This window comes from Dehalogenimonas etheniformans (assembly GCF_014672715.2).
GTDB classification, from domain to species: Bacteria; Chloroflexota; Dehalococcoidia; order Dehalococcoidales; family Dehalococcoidaceae; genus Dehalogenimonas; species Dehalogenimonas etheniformans.
Genome location: NZ_CP058566.2, coordinates 589,902 through 609,225, shown reverse-complemented (window position 1 = coordinate 609,225; position 19,324 = coordinate 589,902). Strand labels below are relative to the sequence as shown.

Annotated in this window: 17 protein-coding genes; 3 read left to right on the top strand and 14 right to left on the bottom strand. The window is 51.4% G+C overall.

The window, feature by feature from the left end; translation table 11 throughout:
- Positions 1 to 114 precede the first annotated feature (114 nt).
- The gene (gene lysS, locus HX448_RS03085; protein WP_226846827.1) at positions 115 to 1,881 is read left to right on the top strand and encodes a lysine--tRNA ligase; all 1,767 of its coding nucleotides are present in this window, start codon (positions 115 to 117) and stop codon (positions 1,879 to 1,881) included.
- 5 nt (positions 1,882 to 1,886) lie between these two features.
- A complete protein-coding gene (serS, locus tag HX448_RS03080) occupies positions 1,887 to 3,122 on the top strand; it encodes a serine--tRNA ligase (RefSeq protein ID WP_102330707.1) in 1,236 nt (411 codons plus the stop codon).
- Between the two features lie 69 nt (positions 3,123 to 3,191).
- Here serS and HX448_RS10570 read toward each other — a convergent pair whose 3' ends face one another.
- From HX448_RS10570 to rpsU, 14 genes are all read right to left on the bottom strand, one after another.
- Positions 3,192 to 3,317, bottom strand: coding sequence for a hypothetical protein (locus HX448_RS10570; protein ID WP_264294073.1), 126 nt, complete (start codon positions 3,315 to 3,317; stop codon positions 3,192 to 3,194).
- A 105-nt stretch (positions 3,318 to 3,422) separates the two neighbouring features.
- Entirely contained in the window at positions 3,423 to 5,579 is a 2,157-nt protein-coding gene (locus HX448_RS03075) for a PqqD family peptide modification chaperone (protein ID WP_102330705.1), read from the bottom strand.
- 243 nt (positions 5,580 to 5,822) lie between these two features.
- The gene (locus HX448_RS03070; RefSeq protein WP_102330704.1) at positions 5,823 to 7,148 is read right to left on the bottom strand and encodes a radical SAM protein; all 1,326 of its coding nucleotides are present in this window, start codon (positions 7,146 to 7,148) and stop codon (positions 5,823 to 5,825) included.
- A 66-nt stretch (positions 7,149 to 7,214) separates the two neighbouring features.
- Positions 7,215 to 7,502, bottom strand: coding sequence for a hypothetical protein (locus HX448_RS03065; RefSeq protein ID WP_102330703.1), 288 nt, complete (start codon positions 7,500 to 7,502; stop codon positions 7,215 to 7,217).
- Between the two features lie 21 nt (positions 7,503 to 7,523).
- The gene (locus tag HX448_RS03060) at positions 7,524 to 7,679 is read right to left on the bottom strand and encodes a hypothetical protein (RefSeq protein WP_162485981.1); all 156 of its coding nucleotides are present in this window, start codon (positions 7,677 to 7,679) and stop codon (positions 7,524 to 7,526) included.
- A 2-nt stretch (positions 7,680 to 7,681) separates the two neighbouring features.
- The gene (locus HX448_RS03055) at positions 7,682 to 9,178 is read right to left on the bottom strand and encodes a B12-binding domain-containing radical SAM protein (RefSeq protein WP_102330702.1); all 1,497 of its coding nucleotides are present in this window, start codon (positions 9,176 to 9,178) and stop codon (positions 7,682 to 7,684) included.
- Between the two features lie 23 nt (positions 9,179 to 9,201).
- Positions 9,202 to 10,668, bottom strand: coding sequence for a B12-binding domain-containing radical SAM protein (locus tag HX448_RS03050; RefSeq protein ID WP_102330701.1), 1,467 nt, complete (start codon positions 10,666 to 10,668; stop codon positions 9,202 to 9,204).
- Positions 10,669 to 12,177, bottom strand: a complete 1,509-nt coding sequence (locus tag HX448_RS03045; RefSeq protein WP_102330700.1) for a B12-binding domain-containing radical SAM protein — start codon at positions 12,175 to 12,177, stop codon at positions 10,669 to 10,671. It lies immediately after the preceding gene.
- Positions 12,178 to 12,186: 9 nt separating this feature from the next.
- The gene (locus HX448_RS03040; protein WP_102330699.1) at positions 12,187 to 13,002 is read right to left on the bottom strand and encodes a radical SAM protein; all 816 of its coding nucleotides are present in this window, start codon (positions 13,000 to 13,002) and stop codon (positions 12,187 to 12,189) included.
- 957 nt (positions 13,003 to 13,959) lie between these two features.
- Positions 13,960 to 14,640, bottom strand: a complete 681-nt coding sequence (locus tag HX448_RS03035) for a response regulator transcription factor (RefSeq protein ID WP_102330697.1) — start codon at positions 14,638 to 14,640, stop codon at positions 13,960 to 13,962.
- Entirely contained in the window at positions 14,621 to 15,751 is a 1,131-nt protein-coding gene (locus HX448_RS03030) for a sensor histidine kinase (protein ID WP_162485980.1), read from the bottom strand. Before HX448_RS03030 ends, HX448_RS03035 begins: the two co-directional genes overlap by 20 nt.
- A gap of 340 nt (positions 15,752 to 16,091) precedes the next feature.
- Positions 16,092 to 17,096 (bottom strand): NAD(P)/FAD-dependent oxidoreductase, encoded by a 1,005-nt coding sequence (locus tag HX448_RS03025; protein ID WP_162485979.1) that lies wholly within the window; start codon positions 17,094 to 17,096, stop codon positions 16,092 to 16,094.
- A 58-nt stretch (positions 17,097 to 17,154) separates the two neighbouring features.
- Positions 17,155 to 18,171 carry a 3-deoxy-7-phosphoheptulonate synthase gene (aroF, locus tag HX448_RS03020; RefSeq protein ID WP_102330694.1) on the bottom strand — a complete coding sequence of 339 codons (1,017 nt, stop codon included), beginning with the start codon at positions 18,169 to 18,171 and terminating at the stop codon, positions 17,155 to 17,157.
- Positions 18,172 to 18,303: 132 nt separating this feature from the next.
- Positions 18,304 to 18,513 (bottom strand): 30S ribosomal protein S21, encoded by a 210-nt coding sequence (gene rpsU / locus HX448_RS03015; RefSeq protein WP_102330693.1) that lies wholly within the window; start codon positions 18,511 to 18,513, stop codon positions 18,304 to 18,306.
- 144 nt (positions 18,514 to 18,657) lie between these two features.
- On the opposite strand from rpsU, the gene HX448_RS03010 reads away from it, so the two are divergent.
- The gene (locus HX448_RS03010; RefSeq protein ID WP_226846825.1) at positions 18,658 to 19,269 is read left to right on the top strand and encodes a DUF4389 domain-containing protein; all 612 of its coding nucleotides are present in this window, start codon (positions 18,658 to 18,660) and stop codon (positions 19,267 to 19,269) included.
- Positions 19,270 to 19,324 lie beyond the last annotated feature (55 nt).

Sequence of the window (19,324 nt, the reverse complement as noted above, 5' to 3'; positions counted from 1 at the left end):
CTCAGAGCCTACCCTGAGCGAAGCGATTGGGGCGAACGATATTGGTTATTCTCAATTGCTATGACCTCGTTCATCACCTATAATTACCGAACTGGAACATCATAAAAGGGCGATATGACCTCAAGAATCGACAATATTACCCGCGAACGCCTCGACAAACTGGCCCGCCTCAAAGACCTGGGCGTCGAAGCATACCCCAATACCTTTCATCGGACCCACACCAATGCGGAAGCAGCCGCGTTGGCCAAACAACCGGACGGGACCGGAAACGAACCGGTGGTGACCGTCGCCGGCCGACTGATTGCCCGGCGGGGCATGGGCAAGATCAACTTCTTCGATATCCTCGACGGCAGCGGCAAAATCCAGCTACTGTGCGGCCAGGGCCACATCGAGCAAGGCTGGGACCTTCTGCCAAGCCTTGATATCGGCGATTTCATCGGCGCTACCGGTAATCTCAAGCTCTCGAAATCCGGCGAGCCCACCGTCTTCGTCAAGACGCTGTCGCTGCTCACCAAGTCATTGCAGCCGCTGCCCGAAAAATGGCACGGCTTGCAGGACACCGAAACCCGCTTCCGCCAGCGCTACCTGGACCTTATTTCCAACCCTGAGGTCCGCGACACCTTCCGCACCCGCGCCAGGATCATCTCCGGCATCCGGAAGTACCTAGACGGCCGCGGCTTTATCGAGGTCGAAACGCCGGTGCTGCAGCCTGCTGCAGGCGGCGCCGCCGCCAGGCCATTCATCACCCACCACAACGCCCTCGACCGGGATTTCTACCTCCGCATCGCCCTTGAACTGCATCTGAAACGCCTGATTGTGGGCGGTTTCGACGGCGTCTATGAGATCGGGCGCATCTTCCGCAACGAGGGCATTTCTTTCAAGCACAACCCCGAATTCACCATGCTGGAGTCCTACCAGGCTTATGCCGATTACCGCGACGTCATGAAACTGGTGGAGGAAATGGTTTCCAGCATCGTCAAGGACATCACCGGCGGCTATACCGTCAAATACGGCGAAAACACCCTCGATTTCACCCCTCCCTGGCCCCGTATCGATTTCCGCGCCGAACTTCTTTCCAAAAGCGGCGTCGATTTCCTGGCTTATGCCGATATCGAATCGCTCAGGCAGAAAATTCGGGAACTCGGCATCGCCATCGACCCGAAGAAAGACAAGGGCAAGCTCTTGGACGATCTGCTCTCGACCTATATCGAGCCGAACCTGATCCAGCCTTGCTTCCTAATCGATTACCCTATCGAGATGTCGCCGCTGGCCAAAACGAGGCCGGATGAGCCGCGCATCGTCGAGCGGTTCGAGGGCTTTTGTGCCGGCATGGAGATCGCCAACGCCTTTTCGGAACTAAACGATCCCCTGGAACAGGAGAAGCGCTTTAAGCTCCAGATCCTTTACCGAAACACCGAGGCGCAGCTTGGTCTTTTAACCGAGGAACTCATCGCCGAAATGGATGCCCAGGTGTCCGGGATAGCCCACTGCGACCCGGTGAAAGTCGAGCAGATGGCCGCCCGCGCCGGGGCGCTGTCTTCGGAAATCGAAGGCCAGGCGGGCGACAACCCGGCCGTCCTCAAGGCGCTCCGGGAGTTCCGGGAGCACATCCATGAGGTCGAGCACAAGGCGAAGTCTCTGAGCGATAAAACCGTCCTCAGCCTGTCCGAGAAACTGCGCATGGGGCAGGAGAAAATTAAGGAAGCCCGGGGCGAAGAAGAGCAGGAGACGATCGACGAAGACTTCATCACCGCCCTGGAATACGGCATGCCCCCGACCGGAGGCTTGGGTGTCGGCATCGACCGACTGACCATGATCCTGACCGATAACCAGACCATCCGCGAGGTCATCTTCTTCCCGGCGCTCAAGGATAAGGAGTAACATCCATGATCGACCTTAAACTCATCCGCGATAATCCTGAACTGGTGCATAAAGCCGTCGATTCCCGCCAGACCAAAGCGCCGATCGACGAGATCCTGGAAACCGACCGCCTGCGCCGCGAAAAGACCGCCGAATTGGATGAACTACGCCGCCAGCGCAAGGAGCAATCCAAGCAGCGCGTCGATCCGGAAGCAGGACGGGCTTTACGTGAACGCATCGCCGTCCTGGAAGAAACCCTGCGGACTCTGGACGAGCAATTACAGACTTACCTGCTGCAGGTGCCCAATATCCCTCAGGCCGACATTCCTTTCGGCACCAGCGAAGACGATAACATCGTGCTGCGGTATTGCGGCGATGTCCGGGAATTCGATTTTGAAGTCAAACCGCATTGGGAACTAGGCGAAAAATTGGGCATCATCGACTTCGAACGCGGCGTGAAGTTGTCGGGAACTCGCTTTTATGTCTTGAAGGAATTGGGCGCCAGGCTGCAGCGTTCGCTCATCAGCCTGTTCCTGGACCTCCACACCCGCAAGCACGGCTACAAGGAAATGTACCTGCCGTTCCTGGTGAAAAAGGAAATCCTGTATGGGTCCGGCAACCTGCCGAAGTTCGCCGATAACCTCTACCGCGACGCCATCGACGACCTCTGGCTGGTACCTACCGCCGAAGTGCCGCTCACCAGCCTGCACAGCGGCGAGATCCTGGCCAATGACCAACTCCCTATCAAATACTGCGCCTACACCGCCTGCTTCCGCCGCGAGAAGATGAGCGCCGGCAAGGACACCCGCGGCATCAAGCGCGGGCACCAGTTCGACAAGGTCGAACTTTACAAGTTCACCGAACCGGAGAAATCCAACGAAGAACTGGAAAAACTGCTGGATGACGCCGAGGACATCGCCCGGGCGCTCGGGCTGCCCTACCGCATCAAGCAGCTCTGCACCGCCGACATCGGCTTCGCTTCATCCAAGAGTTATGATATCGAAATCTGGGCGCCGGGCATCAAGGAGTGGCTTGAGGTCTCGTCCTGTTCCAACTGCTGGGACTTCCAGGCGCGGCGCGCCAACATCCGCTATCGCCGGGCTTCCGACGGCAAGGTCGATTTCGTTCACACGCTGAACGGCTCGGGGTTGGCCTTGCCCAGGGTCCTGATCGCGGTGCTTGAAAACTACCAGCAGGCAGACGGCTCGATCATGATCCCGGAAGCCCTTTGGCCTTACATGGGCACGAATGTCCTTAAGTAGCAAGTCTTTCCAAAACAACAACAGCCCCCCGATTACGGGAGGGGCTGTTGTTTGAACCAGATTGGCTCGTTAGTGCTTGTGCTCTTCGAACTTCATAGCCAGGTCGTCAACCTTCTTTTTAACCTGCATGTCGATGATGGTGTGAACTATCGCCCAGAGCACGACCACAAAGATTACGATCTGTTCCCAGGACATTTTAACCTCCCGGTAATTGTTTCTCAGGATTATAAGAGCCGTCTTGAGCCCTGTCAATAAGCTTCCAAATTTGGGGAGAGATAACCGAAATCAATCGGGTCGATCTTACGACTGAAAGGTTACGTAGCCTTCATCATACAAAGGTTGCATAAAAGCGATGGCGTCACGTTCGATGACGAACGGGGGAACTGAAAATCTACGAGCTAATTTCTGGCTGATCTGAGCCAATGTGTTCTGCCCGTCGCATAGCTTCAGTATTTCTGCCGCGTTGTCCGCGACCCGCTTGAATCGGGCTTGCCCCGGCTCGCAAAGGGTTATCGTCGGTTCTCGATAAACGACTGATTTGGCACCATCAGTAATATTTTTGCGGATCTGCCTCAGGTTGAACTGTAGCGTTTCCATCGTAACCCCCGGCTTCAGTGCAAGTCGGGATTTCGAGTTGATCGTCCGACGTGGCGGCGTTGCTGGCGGCTTGACCTTAACGACAGTGCTCAGGAAGGGGTCGGTAGATTCGTAATGAGACAGGTATTGCGGAAGGATGCAGCCTTTATCATAGTGGTGGCCGATCTTTTCAAGCAGTACGTCACCTTCCAGCTTGACCGCAACTTTAGCATAACAATCTTCGGTGAGTTGCCAGCCTTCAACATCACTCAATCCTTCAGAGGTCTGGTACGGGATGTAGAGTTTAAAATCGAGGTCATCGCCGGCGTCCGGAAGGGTAACACCGTATTCCGAGGGGTGCTTCATCACTCTGGAATTGCGGCCGACAGAGAAATTACTGATGCCAAGAGACCGGATTATGCCTGTATTCTTCTCGATGAAATCGAACGTTTGGCAGGCTTCTTCCATAGTCTCACCGGGGAACCCGAACATTATGTATACATGGTCCCAAATTCCGGCCTCATGAATGTTGCGCAATACCTCTTCATCTATTGCGCAGCTGGTGCCCTTGTTTATAAGGCCGAGAACGCGATCGCAAGCGGATTCAACGCCGATGTACACCTCTCTCAAACCCGCCTCGGCCATTTTCCGGCATAGTTCCGGTGTGAACTGTTTCTCGGGGCGAATGGAGGTGGACAACCTAACCTTTAGACCTCGCCGCAATATCTCGTCGGATATCCTGCCTACCGAAGCGGGCGAGGTACCCTCATCCGAAAGCGCAATATGGGTAACTCCATACCTTTTGGATAAAATTTCGAGATCATCTACAAATTTGCCGGCATCTCTGATCTGATAGGTCATGCCGTAGGCAAGACTGTGGGTACAAAAAGCGCATCGAGCCCAGTAGCAACCCCTGGAGGAAAGCACCGGGAGCACCGGATCGGGGCTGAAATACTCGTTCAGTGGCAGGCCTTCAAACGTTGGGGGCGGGAGGCAGTTAATGTTTTCGGGCGTTTCCTTCGGATTGGCTTTAATGCGCTCGGCATCCATGAAAATGAAGTTCGGGACTCCGTCCAGGGATTTTCCCTGTTCCAGATGCCGGACAAGGTCAAGGAGCGGTTTCTCACCGTCATTAATAATGGCGCTATCGAAGAATTCGTTAAAAAGATCGGGATACTTGGGGAGGATCTCGGCAAGCATCGAGACCACGTAGCCGCCAATAGAGATATGTGCCTTAACGCCTTGTGACTTAAGCATCCGGGACAGGGTCAGTGCCGGGATCAGTTGGCTTTCACCTGAGATCGTAATCCCGATGAGCCCTGGTTTTTCATTGTCGATAAAAGACAGCAGATGCTGTTCGTACAATTCAATGTAGGGATTTTCTAGCCGGTTCTCCGTAGCTCTCTTAAGACTAGCAAACGAACCGGTGAACGAAGGCATGTCGAAAGACGACAAACCCATACTGGTGGGGTAATGGGCCAGTGCGATCGATGTCAGAGACTCGGTGATAATATGTGTCGCTGCTGCCAGTTTGTCGGGATCGTAAAAGTTGACCGGATCGCGGTAGGTGGCTTTGGCGGACTCAACTTTCTCGATCAGTTCGGGGACAAGCGACTTGGCCATGAACAGGTCGGAGTAGAGCTTCTGCTCTATCCCGGGAGCCAATGATTCTTTCGATTCGAGTGCGGCAAATTGGCTCTTGAGTTGCCCGCCAATCTTCGTTAAATAGTCTTTGCAAAGCAGCAAATCGTAAGCTTCAAGGTTGAAGTCTTTCTGAACGACGTTTACTCCGTGTTCCTGAAGATAGGCCGTTAACGACGGCAGACTAAGATATGGGCGAAACGGCGTCCACTGGGGTGGAAAAATTAGAAGGACCTTCATCGAAACTCTGACGTCCCTTTTTCAATCACTACATAGGCGAGTTGGGGTTGGCTGACGGTTACTATTGGGTTAAGGAAGTTTATTCTAGCAGAAAGCCAATTTAAAGTCACTTAGGTGGCGGCAAGAGCCGCGCATGCATTCTGTGCCCTGGGTTTGAACAAAGTACCTGAACCTCAACTCCCGAGATTGGATGAACCCATTGTTGTGTTAGATCGGATGGTCCAGGTGTTCCCCAAGATTTAGCTAAGTGGAATCCTTGCCTCGAACGGTTTGAACAGGAAGCGACACAAAAACGTTTGAACCTTCGTTCGCGGCAACCTCGACACCTGTATCAAGAGCCGATGACGGAATGCTGGCAATGAATTCTCTGATTTTCCGCATCGTTTCGAATTCCGTAGCGTTATAATTAGCCTTTGTGGCATAGCGCAGCGCCTGCGTCCAATCGCCAAGTTTTGAAGCCGCGACTGCTGCTTTGAAGGTAGCTGCATCGGTTTTTAACCAATGGTTTGCGGCATTAAAATAACTTAGGGCAAGATCAGCTTTGCCGGTCCCGAGAGCTTCATCCATCTGCTGCTCTAAGCTCGGGGAATTCAGTTTTTCTCTAACAAGGCCAATGTCTTCTTCGCGACATGCCAGGCAGCCGCCATAGCACCTGCCTTCTTTCAGATGCTGACACTCACTGCAATACGGGAAGACACCTTTATGAAGTAATTGGGCATCGATGTGCTTCTGGAACCACTCTTCGATTTCGCCCTGATTGTGGAAATCCCTTAACTTGAGCCGTGCTGCTTTTGAACACGCAAAACATCTAATGACCTCCAACTCGGGTGTAACATCGATCGGTGGAGGTTCGCACGTACCCATTAATGACGCCGTACCGGGGTGATATTGCCTGACCCAACCCATCTGGGCGTCGTTGAAAAAACAGAGCGGTAAACTGCAATCCAAGCCCGCCTCTATGTTCAACCGCGCGGCTTCCTGCAACATCTGAAAACAACGTTCTGAAAATGCCGGGTACTGCTCTGGAAGGACGGCTTTGGATGGCAAACCATTAATGGGATTAGCCACCGCCCAAGTGAACCTCGGTAATGCGAGACGGTGGGCGAGATTGGATATGAAAGCGGTATCAAAATCAAGTCTCCATACATTGAAACCTATTCCGATCCTGAAGCCTTTTCGGATGGCAGTCTCAATGTTGTTGATCACCTTGCAAAAATGCTTCGGATTTTCATAATCCTTCGGCTCATTGACGTTGAAGATTATTCCGGCATCTTCAGGAGAAATGGTATCAAGTACATCTTTATTGAAAACCCCACCACTTAATATTCTTATCGCAGTATCGCGGCAATTCTGGCGGAAGAGTTTCACGATCATCCCTAGTTTGGGATGTAAAAACGGTTCGCCCCCTGATAATGAAAGGTATGGTAGCCGTGCGTTGTACGCCCATTTGGCGAAGGCTCCAACTTCCTCCATCGAAATGAAGTGCTTTTGACCGGCTTGCTTTTCGGCCTCATCAAAACAATAGGGGCAAGAATTCCCACACTCGCGGGACAAAATTAGATTCATCATCCACCTCTACCTTAAACCAGGAAAACAGCAGCAATTATACTTTTTACAACCGTTCCGTTCAAAGTATTACTTGTTAAAAGACCGATCGCCTTCTTTTAACAAAGGAAGGCAGGCTTCAACGGCCTGCCTTCCACAACAAAAAGCCCTGGATCTAAAGGCGATGGTATCCCATATGTCCGAATCCATAGTCGAATCGAAACCGTAATACGGGAGAGCCATATCCCACCAGTCTTCGATCGGTTCCCCGGTCTTGAGCCCATAACCAAAGCTCGGGTACATCGCGGCAAAGAAATAGTTGAACAGATTGGTGGTGGCCATCTTCATCCGGTCTTTTCCCGGATGCCAACCTGCCATCTATTCTCCTTTTATGACCAGTTACGGGAACCTGCTGTAAGTGAATGCATTGCCCGGAAGGTCCTCAGCCCAGGGCGGTATGAGTTCCTCGAACGTCGCTCGGCCGGAAACTCGCCTCCAGAGTTCGCAAAGAGCAATGAGAAATCCGCCGAAAACCGTTCCGATGAAAGTTCCCATATCTACACCACCTGCTTGGCGTTGCCTGAACGTGAAAGAGATAGTACGTCTGGATTGACCAATTTTTGCCGCTGCTGTTCTTTGACTACAGTCCGGTGATAGTTGTGCACCTGCGCCTGGTACTTCCAGAGTCCCTGTAGTTCTTTCAGGAACTTCAGTGGATTTTTGAAGATGATCCAGAAGTAGGACCGGTCGTGCCTTAAAGTGAAGCGGAAGCGTTGTACGGCATAGGTCGTCGACCATTTCTGGACCGCCGCCTCGATCACTTCCTCAGGCACTTGGCTCAAGTGACCGCCCTTGTGTCCGTAGAATTTGACATACCCGGGCCAATCTTCAAGTTTTTGCGGCGCCTCGATCAGGTTATGCTCCACACAATAGTCGTACATCGCAGAACCAGGGAATGGTACGTAACGGTGGAACATGTAGTAAGGCCGGTCCAGATCCTCTTCAAGGAACCGTTGAGTCTCGTTGAAGTCCTCGATCGTCTCGGTCGGCATGCCGCAGAGGATATACACCGAAGTCCTGATCTTGTGCTTGATGAAATTCCAGAAGGTAGCCGCCATTTGCTCTGCAGTGACATCTTTTTTAATGAACTCAAGCATCCTGGGGCTGCCGCTTTCGATACCAAGCCCAATATCGACACAACCGCTCTTGGCCATCAGGGCAATGTCGGCTTCAGAGAGGTCGGCGCGAGCGTCGCAACTCCACTTGATCTTGCGCTTTCTGGCAATCAACAAGTTGCAGACTTCGCGGAGGCGTTTGCGATTGAAGGTGAAGTTGTCTTCGTTGAAGCGGATATATTTAATATCGTACTTTTCTTGGAGGAAATCGATCTGCTTGATAATGCGGCTTGCCGACACCCAACCGGTGTAGCCCTTGTTATAGGACTTGTTGTAGCAAAAGGTGCACTGGTTAACGCAGCCGCGAGACGTGTTCAGTCCGGGGGTCGAATACTTTTTGACATCTATAAGATGCCAGGCAGGATCCGGTAGCGATTCGAGATCCTTTATGAACTGACGGCGTTCGTTAATGATTATCTTGCCGTTATCTTTGTAGCCCAGGCCTTTGATATCTGAATAATTGGCGTTCCCCTTTTCAAGATGCTCCACGAGTTCCAGCACGGTGAACTCGCCTGCGCCGACGACCACAAAGTCAATGTAGTCCGGAGTCAGGGTCTGTTCCGGAAGTACGCTGGCATGGACATCGCCCCAGACGATCTTGGCATCAGGCAGGAGTTTCCGGAATTCCTTGGAGAGAGAGATCGACCCTTCCATGTTCGGCCCGGCCAGAACCGAAAAGCCAACAAGCTCAGGTTTGAAGTCAGTGAAATCCTTAGCCTTTCGGAAATCGACGAAGCCATCCCAAATCTGGACTTGGTGGCCATGTTGCTCCAGGACCGCTGCGATAGACAACAGGCCATAGTCGAACGTCGTATAGGCATTGGAGTTGTAATACTTGATGTAATCGAGAGCGGGGGCATTGATCAGAAGAACTTTCATTGTTGACCTCCTTATTGCATCGGTTATCTCGCCTGAGCCTTGGCGCAGGTAGCTACTGGCTCTTTTCCAGGTGTCGAGAGTTTCTTCTTGACGATCTTATAGAAACCGTTGACCTGAATGTGAAATTTGGCCAGTTCCCACAGTTCGCGGAAAAATTTCCCGGGATCGGTGATTGCCGTCCAGAAATAGGCCGGATTGTGCTTCAAGGTGAAGCGGAAGCGCTGCACGGCGTACGTTGCGCGCCAACGTGCTGCCGCTTCGGACATCATCTCCTCCGGTACCTTCGAGATGTTTACCTGGTTTGAAAACCGCATCAGGTATTCAGGCCAGCCCTCCAGGCGTTCGGGCAGGTTCACCAGGCTGTGCTTGACGCAGTAATCGAAAAGGACGCTGCCCGGGAATGGCACGAACCTGTTAAACATATAGTAGGGATCGTCCAACCGGCTTAGCATGGCATGAGTGGCCTTGAAATCCTCGATGGTCTCGGTTGGAAAGCCGTACATGATGTAGACCGAGGTGCGGATCTTGGCTTTCACCAGATTCCAGAATGTGTTTTCCATTTCCTGAACGGTGATGTCCTTCTGGATAAAGTCCAGCATACGCTGGGAACCGTGTTCCAGACCCAGGCCAACGGCGACGCAACCGGCTTTTTTCATCAAGGCGATGTCAGCTTCAGAAAGATCAGCCCGAGAGTCACAGCCCCATTGGATCTTGATTTTGCGTTCGATCATCAGCTTGCAGAATTCGCGGAGCCGTTTCCTGTTGAAGGTAAAGTTATCCTCGTTGAAGCGGATGTATTTCGCACCGTATTTCTCCTGAACGTGTTTGATCTGGGAGATAATACGTTCAGCTCCGAAATACCCGATGTAGCCTTTGTTGTACGACTTGTTGTAACAGAAAGTGCAACGGTGGGCGCAGCCACGGGAAGTATTCAAGCCGATGCCGGAATATTTCTTTACGTCCACAAGGTGCCATGCGGGATCAGGCACGGATTCAAGGTCATTGATGAACTCCCGCCGAGCGTTGACGACTACTTCCCCACCCTTCCTGTAGGCAAGACCTTTGATCGTATCTACACCGGGCTCACCGGTTTTTATGTTGTCCAAAAGTTCAACCAGCGTATGCTCACCGGCACCGATGACCACGTAATCAACGGATTCTTCAAGAAGCGTCTGATTGATCATTATGGACGGATGGACATTGCCCCAAACAATTTTGGCCTCCGGGAATAAACCCCTGAACTCGCGCGACTGGGTAACCGAACCCTCCAGGTTGGGCCCGGTGATAACTGAAAAACCGATCAGGTCGGGATTGAAAGCGACAAAATCCTCGGGCTGCCTGTCATCCACATACCCGTCGTACACCTGTACTTCATGGCCGTATTTCTCAAGGAATGAAGCCAGGTACAGGATTCCGTTGGGTAGATTGGTGTAAGCCTGGTAATAATGGCGGTATGCCGGAGTCGCCGAGGTAACAAGAAGTACTTTCATCTACCTTACCTCCCCTCCGCGGGTTACTGCCTTAACCTCTTCGGATTGTTTAGAACTCTTGTTGCCAACCCAACCCATCTTCTTGAACAGTTTGTACATCCACGAATCGGAACTGTTAGTCTGATCCATCATGATGTCTATGTAATATTTCCCGAGGTCGCAGATCGAGCGGAAAAACTCACCCGGACGCTTAATTGCCATCAAGAAGAATGCCGGATTGTGGCGCAGCATGAAGCGCACACGCCTGGTGGCATAGCTGCGGCGGAAACTGGCCATGGCCTCATCCATAGCCTTTTGAGGCACTGCCGACAGATTCATCTCATTGGCGCACCTGAGGGGAAAATCGACCCATTCCATCAGGTTTTTAGGTTGAGCCAACAGTCCCTGCTCAACGCAGTAGTCGAAAAGCCTGGTGCTGGGATACGGAACGAATTTCATGTAGAGATATGGCGGATCGTCCAGCCGCTTCAACAAGTCCAGGCTTTCCTTGAAGTCGGCAACTGTCTCCGTGGGATATCCGTAATACATGAAGATGGTCGGAATGATGCGGTGCTTGACCAGAAACCAGAAAGTGGACTCCATTTCAGCCACGGTGCCCTTGTCCAGGAAGGTCAGCATTCGCTGGCTGCCGGTCTCTATCTCGAGCAGCACCGAGGTGCAGCCCGATTTAGCCATGAGCTTGACCGTCTCTTCGTCGATGCCGCCGGAAACCGGTGCGTTCCAGGTCAATTTCCACTTTTTGGCTATTACCAGGTTGCAAAACTCTTTCAATCGCTCCCTGTTGATGACGAACCGCTCGCCAGAGAAATAGATGTGCTGGATGCCGTATTCTTTGTGCAGAATTTCCATCTGGGAAACGATGCGTTCTGCCGAAAGGTCGCACATCTGCCCGCCCCAGAAGCTGGTGTCGGAGCAGAAAGTGCACTTATAAGGACAGCCACGGGAGGTGTTCAGGGTGACGTCCGAATACTTTTTGACGTCGATAAGATGCCAGGCTGGGTCAGGCAGGGAGTCCAGGTCAGGCATGAAGGACCGGGCTTCGTTGATGACCGCATTGCCTTGTGAATCCTTGTAGGCCAGACCTTTAATCGATGCAATCTCACAAGTACCGTTTTGCAGGTATTCGGCCAGTTCCGCGATGGTAAACTCGCCGGCGCCGATAATGGCATAATCGATGCATGGTTCAGCTAAAACCTCAGCCGGGTAGGCGCTGGCATGCCGGAACCCCCAGACGATCTTTACTCCGGGCAGAAGTTTTTTGTATTCCGCTGATTGGGACAGGGCACTGGCAATATTCGGACCTGTAGCAACGCCAAAGCCGATAAGTTCTGGCGCAAATTCAACAAAGTCCGCCGGCTGACTATTTTTATCCAGGTTACAATCGATCAGTCTGATTTCGTGGCCGCGACTCTCCAGCATGCCGCCGATCGACAGCATCTCGTCGGGAAACTTGGTGTAACCCGGCATATTGCCGTAAGACCGGGACGGGATGACGAGTAGAATTTTCATATTCCTGTTTTATGCAGGGATCAGCTCGCGGGCATCCACCGCGGGCGCAAGTTTGGCGGCCGCCAGTTCTTCCTCGGTCGGGAAGACGCTCTTGACTCCAAATTCCCTGGGTTCCGTGCCCTTATAGGCGTAAACGTTGTTAAGATGCTTTCGGGCGGCTTCAACAGCCCGTTCAACCTCTTCGGATGTCGGCCGCCGCCACGGGTTGTCGCCGGCCTTGAAGTAGGCATCTATCTGGTATCGGATGTTAGGATCTACCGACGCAATGAACTTAGCGACTTTCTCGATCTCGTCATGGTCGATGTATCCCGGGATCAACACTGTCTCAGCCATCATCGGTATGCCGGACTTGTATATCTTGGGGAAGTTTTCGAGGATAGTCCTGTTAGATTCTCCTGTATAATCGATGTGTTTATTTTCACCAAACGCTTTGAGACCTACGGCTACTTTATCGATGTGCTTTAGATTCGGCATTTTAAATCCATTGGTTAGCAGGACATTGGTTGTATTCAACCTCCGGTGAATCGCTTCGGCTATTAGAGGCATGGCGGGGTCGAGCGAAGCTTCCTGCCCCTCGAAAAGCACCCACTCCACGTCCAGACCGACTAGGGTCTCGATGACATCGTCGAGTTCCATGAATCTCTCGGGAGCAGTCGCCGTGCCTTTCGGCTCAGCCATGTGGAGGTGCATGTTCCGGTCCAGCATGAAATCATAAACCACCTTCTGGCACACGCAGCCACGGCACTTGATGTTACAACCCCAAAAATGAAGATAGGCTTGCTTGGTAGACTCGGCGAAGGCGATGTTGTAAACGTTGGTCTGCATTGCTACCTCTCCAGACTATTTCTGTGAATTCGGCAAGCCTGGCGGTGAACCCCGATTACGCCCAGGGAGCCCACGGGAGGGGTTTCACAGTACCTTCTGACACCGGCTGAGTCGCAAACAGCCAACGTCACCCCGGTTTCCCCCACCGCAAGGCTTGCCGCGAAAAAAGACAATAATTTCATTCGAACGGTTAAACCGCCCATTCCGAAAAAGATCTTTTAACTATAGGGCGATTTTTTCTCCGAATCACCGCCAGAATCTGCTGAGCCTGAATGAAACACGCTTCGTCCATCGCTGTGTAGATAAAAGGTAGCCGCGGTGTTTCAATCTTTGGTGACACAGAAGCCGACATTAAATTCATGAATTCCTGCCGGCTGATCATCGGTTGGATAGGGACCATGGGTACCTCCTCTACGGGCTGGCTTTTCTAAAACGAGTTGACCAGAATTCCTTAATCTTTTACCTTTGAACGGTCTTGACGACGTGTTTCCCCAGGGGGAAAATTAAAAGCGGAAGGCAACAAAAGGCTGACCCTGATACGGCGGATTTTTAACCTTCCTTTCCGGCGGCCTTTGCAGAGGTCGCCGGCGCTTTTTTTCGAGCTGACAACCATTGCAGTGGCTGCGGCTCACTAGGGTTATGTATTTTTCTGTTCTCTACACTTTTTGGGGTGCTTAAGATTTATTAATCTTTACTCGGATAATGTACATCATCTACCTATTAATATTCAGTTAAAAAGCGTTAATATGCGTTAACTCTGGCATAACCAAAGCTAAATATCATCAAAATTCAGCATATATGCGTAGAGCAAAATGGCCAAAGGTACAGGGGTACTAGTACCGCGGTTCGGAGGCAAAATAAACCTTCAATAAAAATAGAAAAGACAAAAGCGGGGCGAAGGACTAAACCTTTTAAGAGAATGATCCGGTTGTCCGGAAGGTTATACTTGTCTGATTGCTATTCGCCTACCAACATATAACCCAAGCCCGGTTTATTGCTGATAAAGCCCGAACCCGATCTGTTTTCATCGAATTTCTTCCTGAGATGGTGGATATGCACCCTCAGGTCATCGGCAGTCGCGGCATGATGTTCGCCCCAAATTTTCGCAGCAAGGGTTTCCGCGCTCACGAACTGACCGGCCTGTTTAATCAGTGACTGCATGATCAAGCCCTGAATCGGCGTCAGATGGAAAATTTGTTGGCCGCGATAAAGTTCAGTTAGAGTTTTTCCAAAGTGCCATGGTCCGTTACTCACCTTTAGGTCCTGGTCGCCGTGTTGCGTCCTGCGGGTTATTGCTTTAATCCGCGCTAACAGTTCCATCTGCCTGAACGGTTTGGTCAAGTAATCGTCAGCGCCCAGCGTTAATGCTTTGACTACATCCCGTTCGTCGATTCGAACAGTCAGCATTAAAATAGGAACATCCGAGAAAAGACGGATAGCTTTAATAATTTCAAAACCAGTTGTGTCGGGCAAACCTATATCCAGAATTACAGCGTCCGGGCGGTCTGATTCGAGGATATTCATACCCTTTTCCCCGGTATCTGCTACGATCAATTTCACGTCCGGCCACCCGAGTTCAAATGTAAGTGAAACGAGTTCGACGATGCCGGGGTCGTCTTCAATGATCAAGATTTTCAAGAGGATCCTCCTGGACTATAGAATTTTCTCCAATAGGCACCCTGATGGTGAAAATATCGCAATCGTTTTCATTTTCGACATGAATATCGCCGCTATGCAGTTCTATCAGCAATTTCGCCAATGTGAGTTTCAAACCGACACTGCTGAAATGATACCGGTCCATCGGATTTACCTGGCCCGTTGAAGATAGGTAGGTGCTGATCGCCGGGGGAATTTTGAGGCAGGTTACTTTGATCTTGAATACTACCGAATTCTGCTTGGCCATTCCGGTAAATCGAATGATCGCCTTCGACTCGCAACGGCTTATTGCGTTCTCAATTAAATAACCTATTGCTTCCTTAAGGCGCACCCCGTCTGCTTGGATTTCGGGCAGACCTCCATCCACGTCATTTATGATCTGCACGCCCTTCTTGCCGGCGGCGCCCAGGAAAGATTCGACAATCTCGCGTACAATGTCTTTGATATTAATCGTCTGGTAATTCAGGGCAAAAGCTCCAGTTTCAGCTTGTACCAGCTCAAATAACTCTCCGATTCGGGCATTGAGTTCAGTGGCGCTGGCATTGATTTGTCTCGCCAGGCGGGCGGGTGCCCCTTCATCTAAACGGTTAACCAGCATTTCACTCGCCGCCAGAATTGGAGTCAGCGGATTTCTGAGTTCATGAACAGCCGCCCTGGCAAACTCGGTCTGCCGTGTGATTCTTGTGTCGTTTCGAACGCCGCGGATACCTGCCTTTGTTCGATTTTCAATCGGAAGTTCGAAGTTTGGCTGGCAGTAACCGAATACATCGACATAGTTTTGAGTCAATATGGGTACAATTTGCAATACTACCCTGAAACCGTTAATCACCTCTTTATAGCTCTTGGGTTTACCCTCTTTAAGGGCTATTTCTATTCGTTGTCGATAAGTTTCGGGTATCCGGTCCCCGGTCCTGCTCTCCCAGGAATCGCAAAGAAATTGGCTGCTGCGGTTATAGTAAAGAATGATCCCGTCATTGGATATTCTTAAAACGGGGTTGGGGTTCTCTTCATAGATGTTCAGGGCATCAGTGATATTCAGATCACCCGGTTCTTCCGGTACTGCCTTCCTGGTTTGTTCAAAAGATCTGACCAACGATGCCCCTCGCACTTAGATTTAATAGACTACCGGAAATCTTGCAAGGTTACAGTTTTCTTCCTTTACATGGGTGTTATGAATCGTTAACTATTTTAGCCTGTGATATTGGAGAAATCAAAACCATTAACAGGTATTTAAGCCGATTCTAATGGAATATGGCTTCCTGATGATGAAGAATATCTCGATATTTCTTCAACAATTGGCGGGTTGTCTCGTTTAACCGAGGGACAATTTTTTATGTCGACCTCAAAAGGGGCATTAAAAGGATTGGTTAAAGTTAGCAACTACTAATAAATTGTCGCTGAGTTACTTTTCCAATCCCAGTCACAGTTATTTTTTAAACCTTGCGGTGAGCCAGGTAATCCTTGGCGCCCTTGACCACCAGTCCGACGAGTTCAACGAAAGACGGATTAATGCCGATTGTTTCAAGCGCCCATTTGGGGAAAAAGAGATCCCCTGAAGACAGCGCGTTTCCCGCCATAAGCCGGTTCAGTGTATTGGCTTCTTTCATCATGTACGAAAACCGCTGCATCACGACACCCTGGTATTCGCTAGGCGAATCCCAATGGTCAACCAATTGTTTTGCTGATGTCATCGCAGGTACGATACCGGCTCCGGTCACCGGATCTACCAATCCAATCGACTCGCCGATACCCCAGACTTTATCTTGCACAAAGGGGGTAACCGGCCCGTGGCAGCGTATTTTGCCGCGGCAACTGCACACAGCCTCGCTCTTGCTCCCGGACATCATTTTTTTGAGTTCTTCCCTGGCAACGTCAAAACCCTGGGGCGACAGAGAGCCGAGGTGGACTTCGTCCTCGCCAATAGGAAACAGCCAGCTGTAGCCGCCTCCCGGATTGAAAACCGCCGTCGGAGCCCTCGGAGCCCTGGCTTTGAGCCTGACCTGGACAGCAGAGACCACCGGTGTCGCATCCGTAGCCGGTAAAAAAACCCGTTCCGATCCCGTTGCATCGATTACCCTGTCATAACTGCTGATATCAACAGCGGCCGGATCAAACTGCTCGGCACCGCCGAGGAAATTCTTTACCAATGCCGGTTTATCGATAATGGCCAGGTCGGCTTTCAACCGCTGACCGTTGATGACTACATGATCGTATTGTGAAATGATGAATGCTTCGGAGTCTATGCCAGCCTCAGCGCATAATTGCGCAAACAAAGGGTGCGAAACCCCCCAAGCGCAACATTTGATTCCGCAAGAATTGGCGGTGGGCTGGTCAAAGAGTGTAATGTTTAAATCTAGGTTTCGATATCGCAACAGGCGGTACAGGTAGCTGCCACCGCTGCCACATCCCATAATCGCTATTCGTTCCGGCGCGGGCATGGCACAATTATATCATCCCAACGAGTGATACTTATTTTGAATGTTGGACTTTGCTGGTTTAGATCGTGCGCCCAACCGACGCCGCCACCAGCTTCAACTCATCCATCAAACGTGTAAAATCCGATGGTGTCAGCGACTGCAGCCCATCTACCAGCGCTTCCTTCGGGTTGGGGTGGACCTCGATGAGCAGACCGTCGGCGCCGGCGGCTACCGCAGCTTTTGCGATCGCCGGGACCAGCGCATAATGCCCCGCTGCGTGGCTGGGGTCGACTACGATAGGCAGGTGACTGAAACGCTTGATTACGGGAATCGATGAAATGTCGAGTGAGAAACGCGTGCTGGTTTCAAAAGTCCTTATTCCGCGCTCGCACAAAATAACCTGATTGTTACCGCCTGCCAGCAGGTAGTCCGCGGCAGTCAGCCATTCATCGATGGTAGAAGAAAGCCCGCGTTTTAGAAGCACCGGCCTTTTCTGCTTGCCAACCTCGGTCAGCAGGGCATAATTCTGCATGTTCCGGGCGCCGATCTGGATAATATCGACAATTTCGGCCAGGTTCTCGACGTCACGCGGGTCTACCACCTCGGAAATAATAGGCATGCCGAATTCTTTCTTGGCGCTGGCAAGAAAGCCCAGACCTATCTTTTCGAGACCCTGGAAACTGAAGGGCGACGTCCTGGGCTTATAAGCGCCGCCGCGCAAAACGGCTGCCCCGGCCCGCTTTACGACCTTGGCGCCTTCGAAAAGTTGAGCTTCGCTCTCCACAGCGCAAGGACCGGCCATTACCGCGATACGATTGCCGCCGATCTCGACTCCGCCGGCGGTGACAATTGTAGGTGCCGGTTTAAATTCTTTTGAAGCCAACTTATAGGGCTTCATAATCCTGGTCACAGATTCGACTTCAGGTAAAACCGCGAAAATATCCGGCGACAATTGGCCTGTGTTGCTGCCCAACAGCGCCACCACCGTTTTGTCCGTTCCGAGGTTCATTTGAACGCCAAGTCCAAGGGATTTTGCCCGCGCCACCACGGCATCGACTGAAGCTTTTACGGCACCTTTTTTCATTTCAACGATCATCGTTGTTGGATCTCCTTACCGTTACATGATAAATCTTGAGATATTGAGGCGGCTTACACGTGACGCGACCCAAGAAAAAACGCCTCCGGAGGAAAGTATCCTCGGGAGGCGTTCATTTATTCACTGAAAGCCCTAAACTGGGCGACGGGTGGCCGTGCGGCGGGCGGCTTTAATAGCGGCGCGGCGGGTAGCTGTTTCTTTACGTTTGCGGCGGGTCAGGGGCTTTTCAAAACGAGCGCGGCGACGGGCTTCGCGGATGACGCCATCGAGTTGCACTTTGCGGTTGAACCGCTTGAGCATACCCTCGAAGCTCTCGTTATACTCGGGTCTAACTTCGGTCAAAAAAATCACCCCTTCCCGTCTGGATTAACCATGCGTGAATGTATATTCTGGCTTATCTCACTTTTGGTGTCAAGTCAGGAAATGGTTGAATAACATAACTTTGTGAGATAGACTTGGATTGAAATATATATCAGGAGGAAAGAAGTGATTCAAAGTACGCCTTTGTATCCCGCAACCTTGTCCGTCGACTTTCCTGATAAACCCAGGAATCGAGTCAGTGTCGGTTTTCGCATCTTTGTGGTTATCCCGATCGCCATTGTGCTTGGGTTGATTGGTGGCGGTTCTGCTCCGTATTGGGGAACCGCAGGTGGCATCCTGTTCTTCTCCGTGGGTTTAATGATTCTCTTCAGACAAAAGTACCCCCGGTGGTGGTTTGATTGGAACCTCAACCTGACCAGGTTTACCACCCGAGTCACTGCCTTCATAGCCTTGTTATTTGATGAATATCCTTCAACCGACGAAGAACAGTCGGTGCATCTTGATCTGGTTTATCCTGATGCCAAGAAAGACCTGGGGCAGGGAATGCCTCTGGTCAAATGGTTTCTTGCCATCCCCCACTATTTTATCCTGTTTTTCCTGGGTCTCGCGGCTATCGTCTGTGCAATTATCTCATGGTTCTCCATCCTGTTTACCGGTAAGATGCCCAAATCGCTCTTTGATTTCATCGTAGGGGTCATGCGCTGGGGTCTCAGGGTTAGTGCGTATGCATTTCTCTTGATCACTGATCGATACCCTCCTTTCAGTCTTGAACCCTAAGCTGTCAACAGATTGAGAGCGGGCTGCCGATCACCCGCTCTCAATCTGTCGCTGT

Excerpts from the sequence above, each read along its gene's own strand:
- HX448_RS03045 (WP_102330700.1), bottom strand. The coding sequence starts at position 12,177 with ATGAAAATTCTACTCGTCATCCCGTCCCGGTCTTACGGCAATATGCCG.
- HX448_RS03060 (WP_162485981.1), bottom strand. The coding sequence starts at position 7,679 with ATGGGAACTTTCATCGGAACGGTTTTCGGCGGATTTCTCATTGCTCTT.
- HX448_RS03055 (WP_102330702.1), bottom strand. The coding sequence starts at position 9,178 with ATGAAAGTTCTTCTGATCAATGCCCCCGCTCTCGATTACATCAAGTAT.
- HX448_RS03040 (WP_102330699.1), bottom strand. The coding sequence starts at position 13,002 with ATGCAGACCAACGTTTACAACATCGCCTTCGCCGAGTCTACCAAGCAA.
- HX448_RS10570 (WP_264294073.1), bottom strand. The coding sequence starts at position 3,317 with ATGTCCTGGGAACAGATCGTAATCTTTGTGGTCGTGCTCTGGGCGATA.
- HX448_RS03050 (WP_102330701.1), bottom strand. The coding sequence starts at position 10,668 with ATGAAAGTACTTCTTGTTACCTCGGCGACTCCGGCATACCGCCATTAT.
- serS (WP_102330707.1), top strand. The coding sequence starts at position 1,887 with ATGATCGACCTTAAACTCATCCGCGATAATCCTGAACTGGTGCATAAA.
- HX448_RS03070 (WP_102330704.1), bottom strand. The coding sequence starts at position 7,148 with ATGATGAATCTAATTTTGTCCCGCGAGTGTGGGAATTCTTGCCCCTAT.
- HX448_RS03025 (WP_162485979.1), bottom strand. The coding sequence starts at position 17,096 with ATGCCCGCGCCGGAACGAATAGCGATTATGGGATGTGGCAGCGGTGGC.
- aroF (WP_102330694.1), bottom strand. The coding sequence starts at position 18,171 with ATGATCGTTGAAATGAAAAAAGGTGCCGTAAAAGCTTCAGTCGATGCC.
- lysS (WP_226846827.1), top strand. The coding sequence starts at position 115 with ATGACCTCAAGAATCGACAATATTACCCGCGAACGCCTCGACAAACTG.
- HX448_RS03075 (WP_102330705.1), bottom strand. The coding sequence starts at position 5,579 with ATGAAGGTCCTTCTAATTTTTCCACCCCAGTGGACGCCGTTTCGCCCA.
- HX448_RS03065 (WP_102330703.1), bottom strand. The coding sequence starts at position 7,502 with ATGGCAGGTTGGCATCCGGGAAAAGACCGGATGAAGATGGCCACCACC.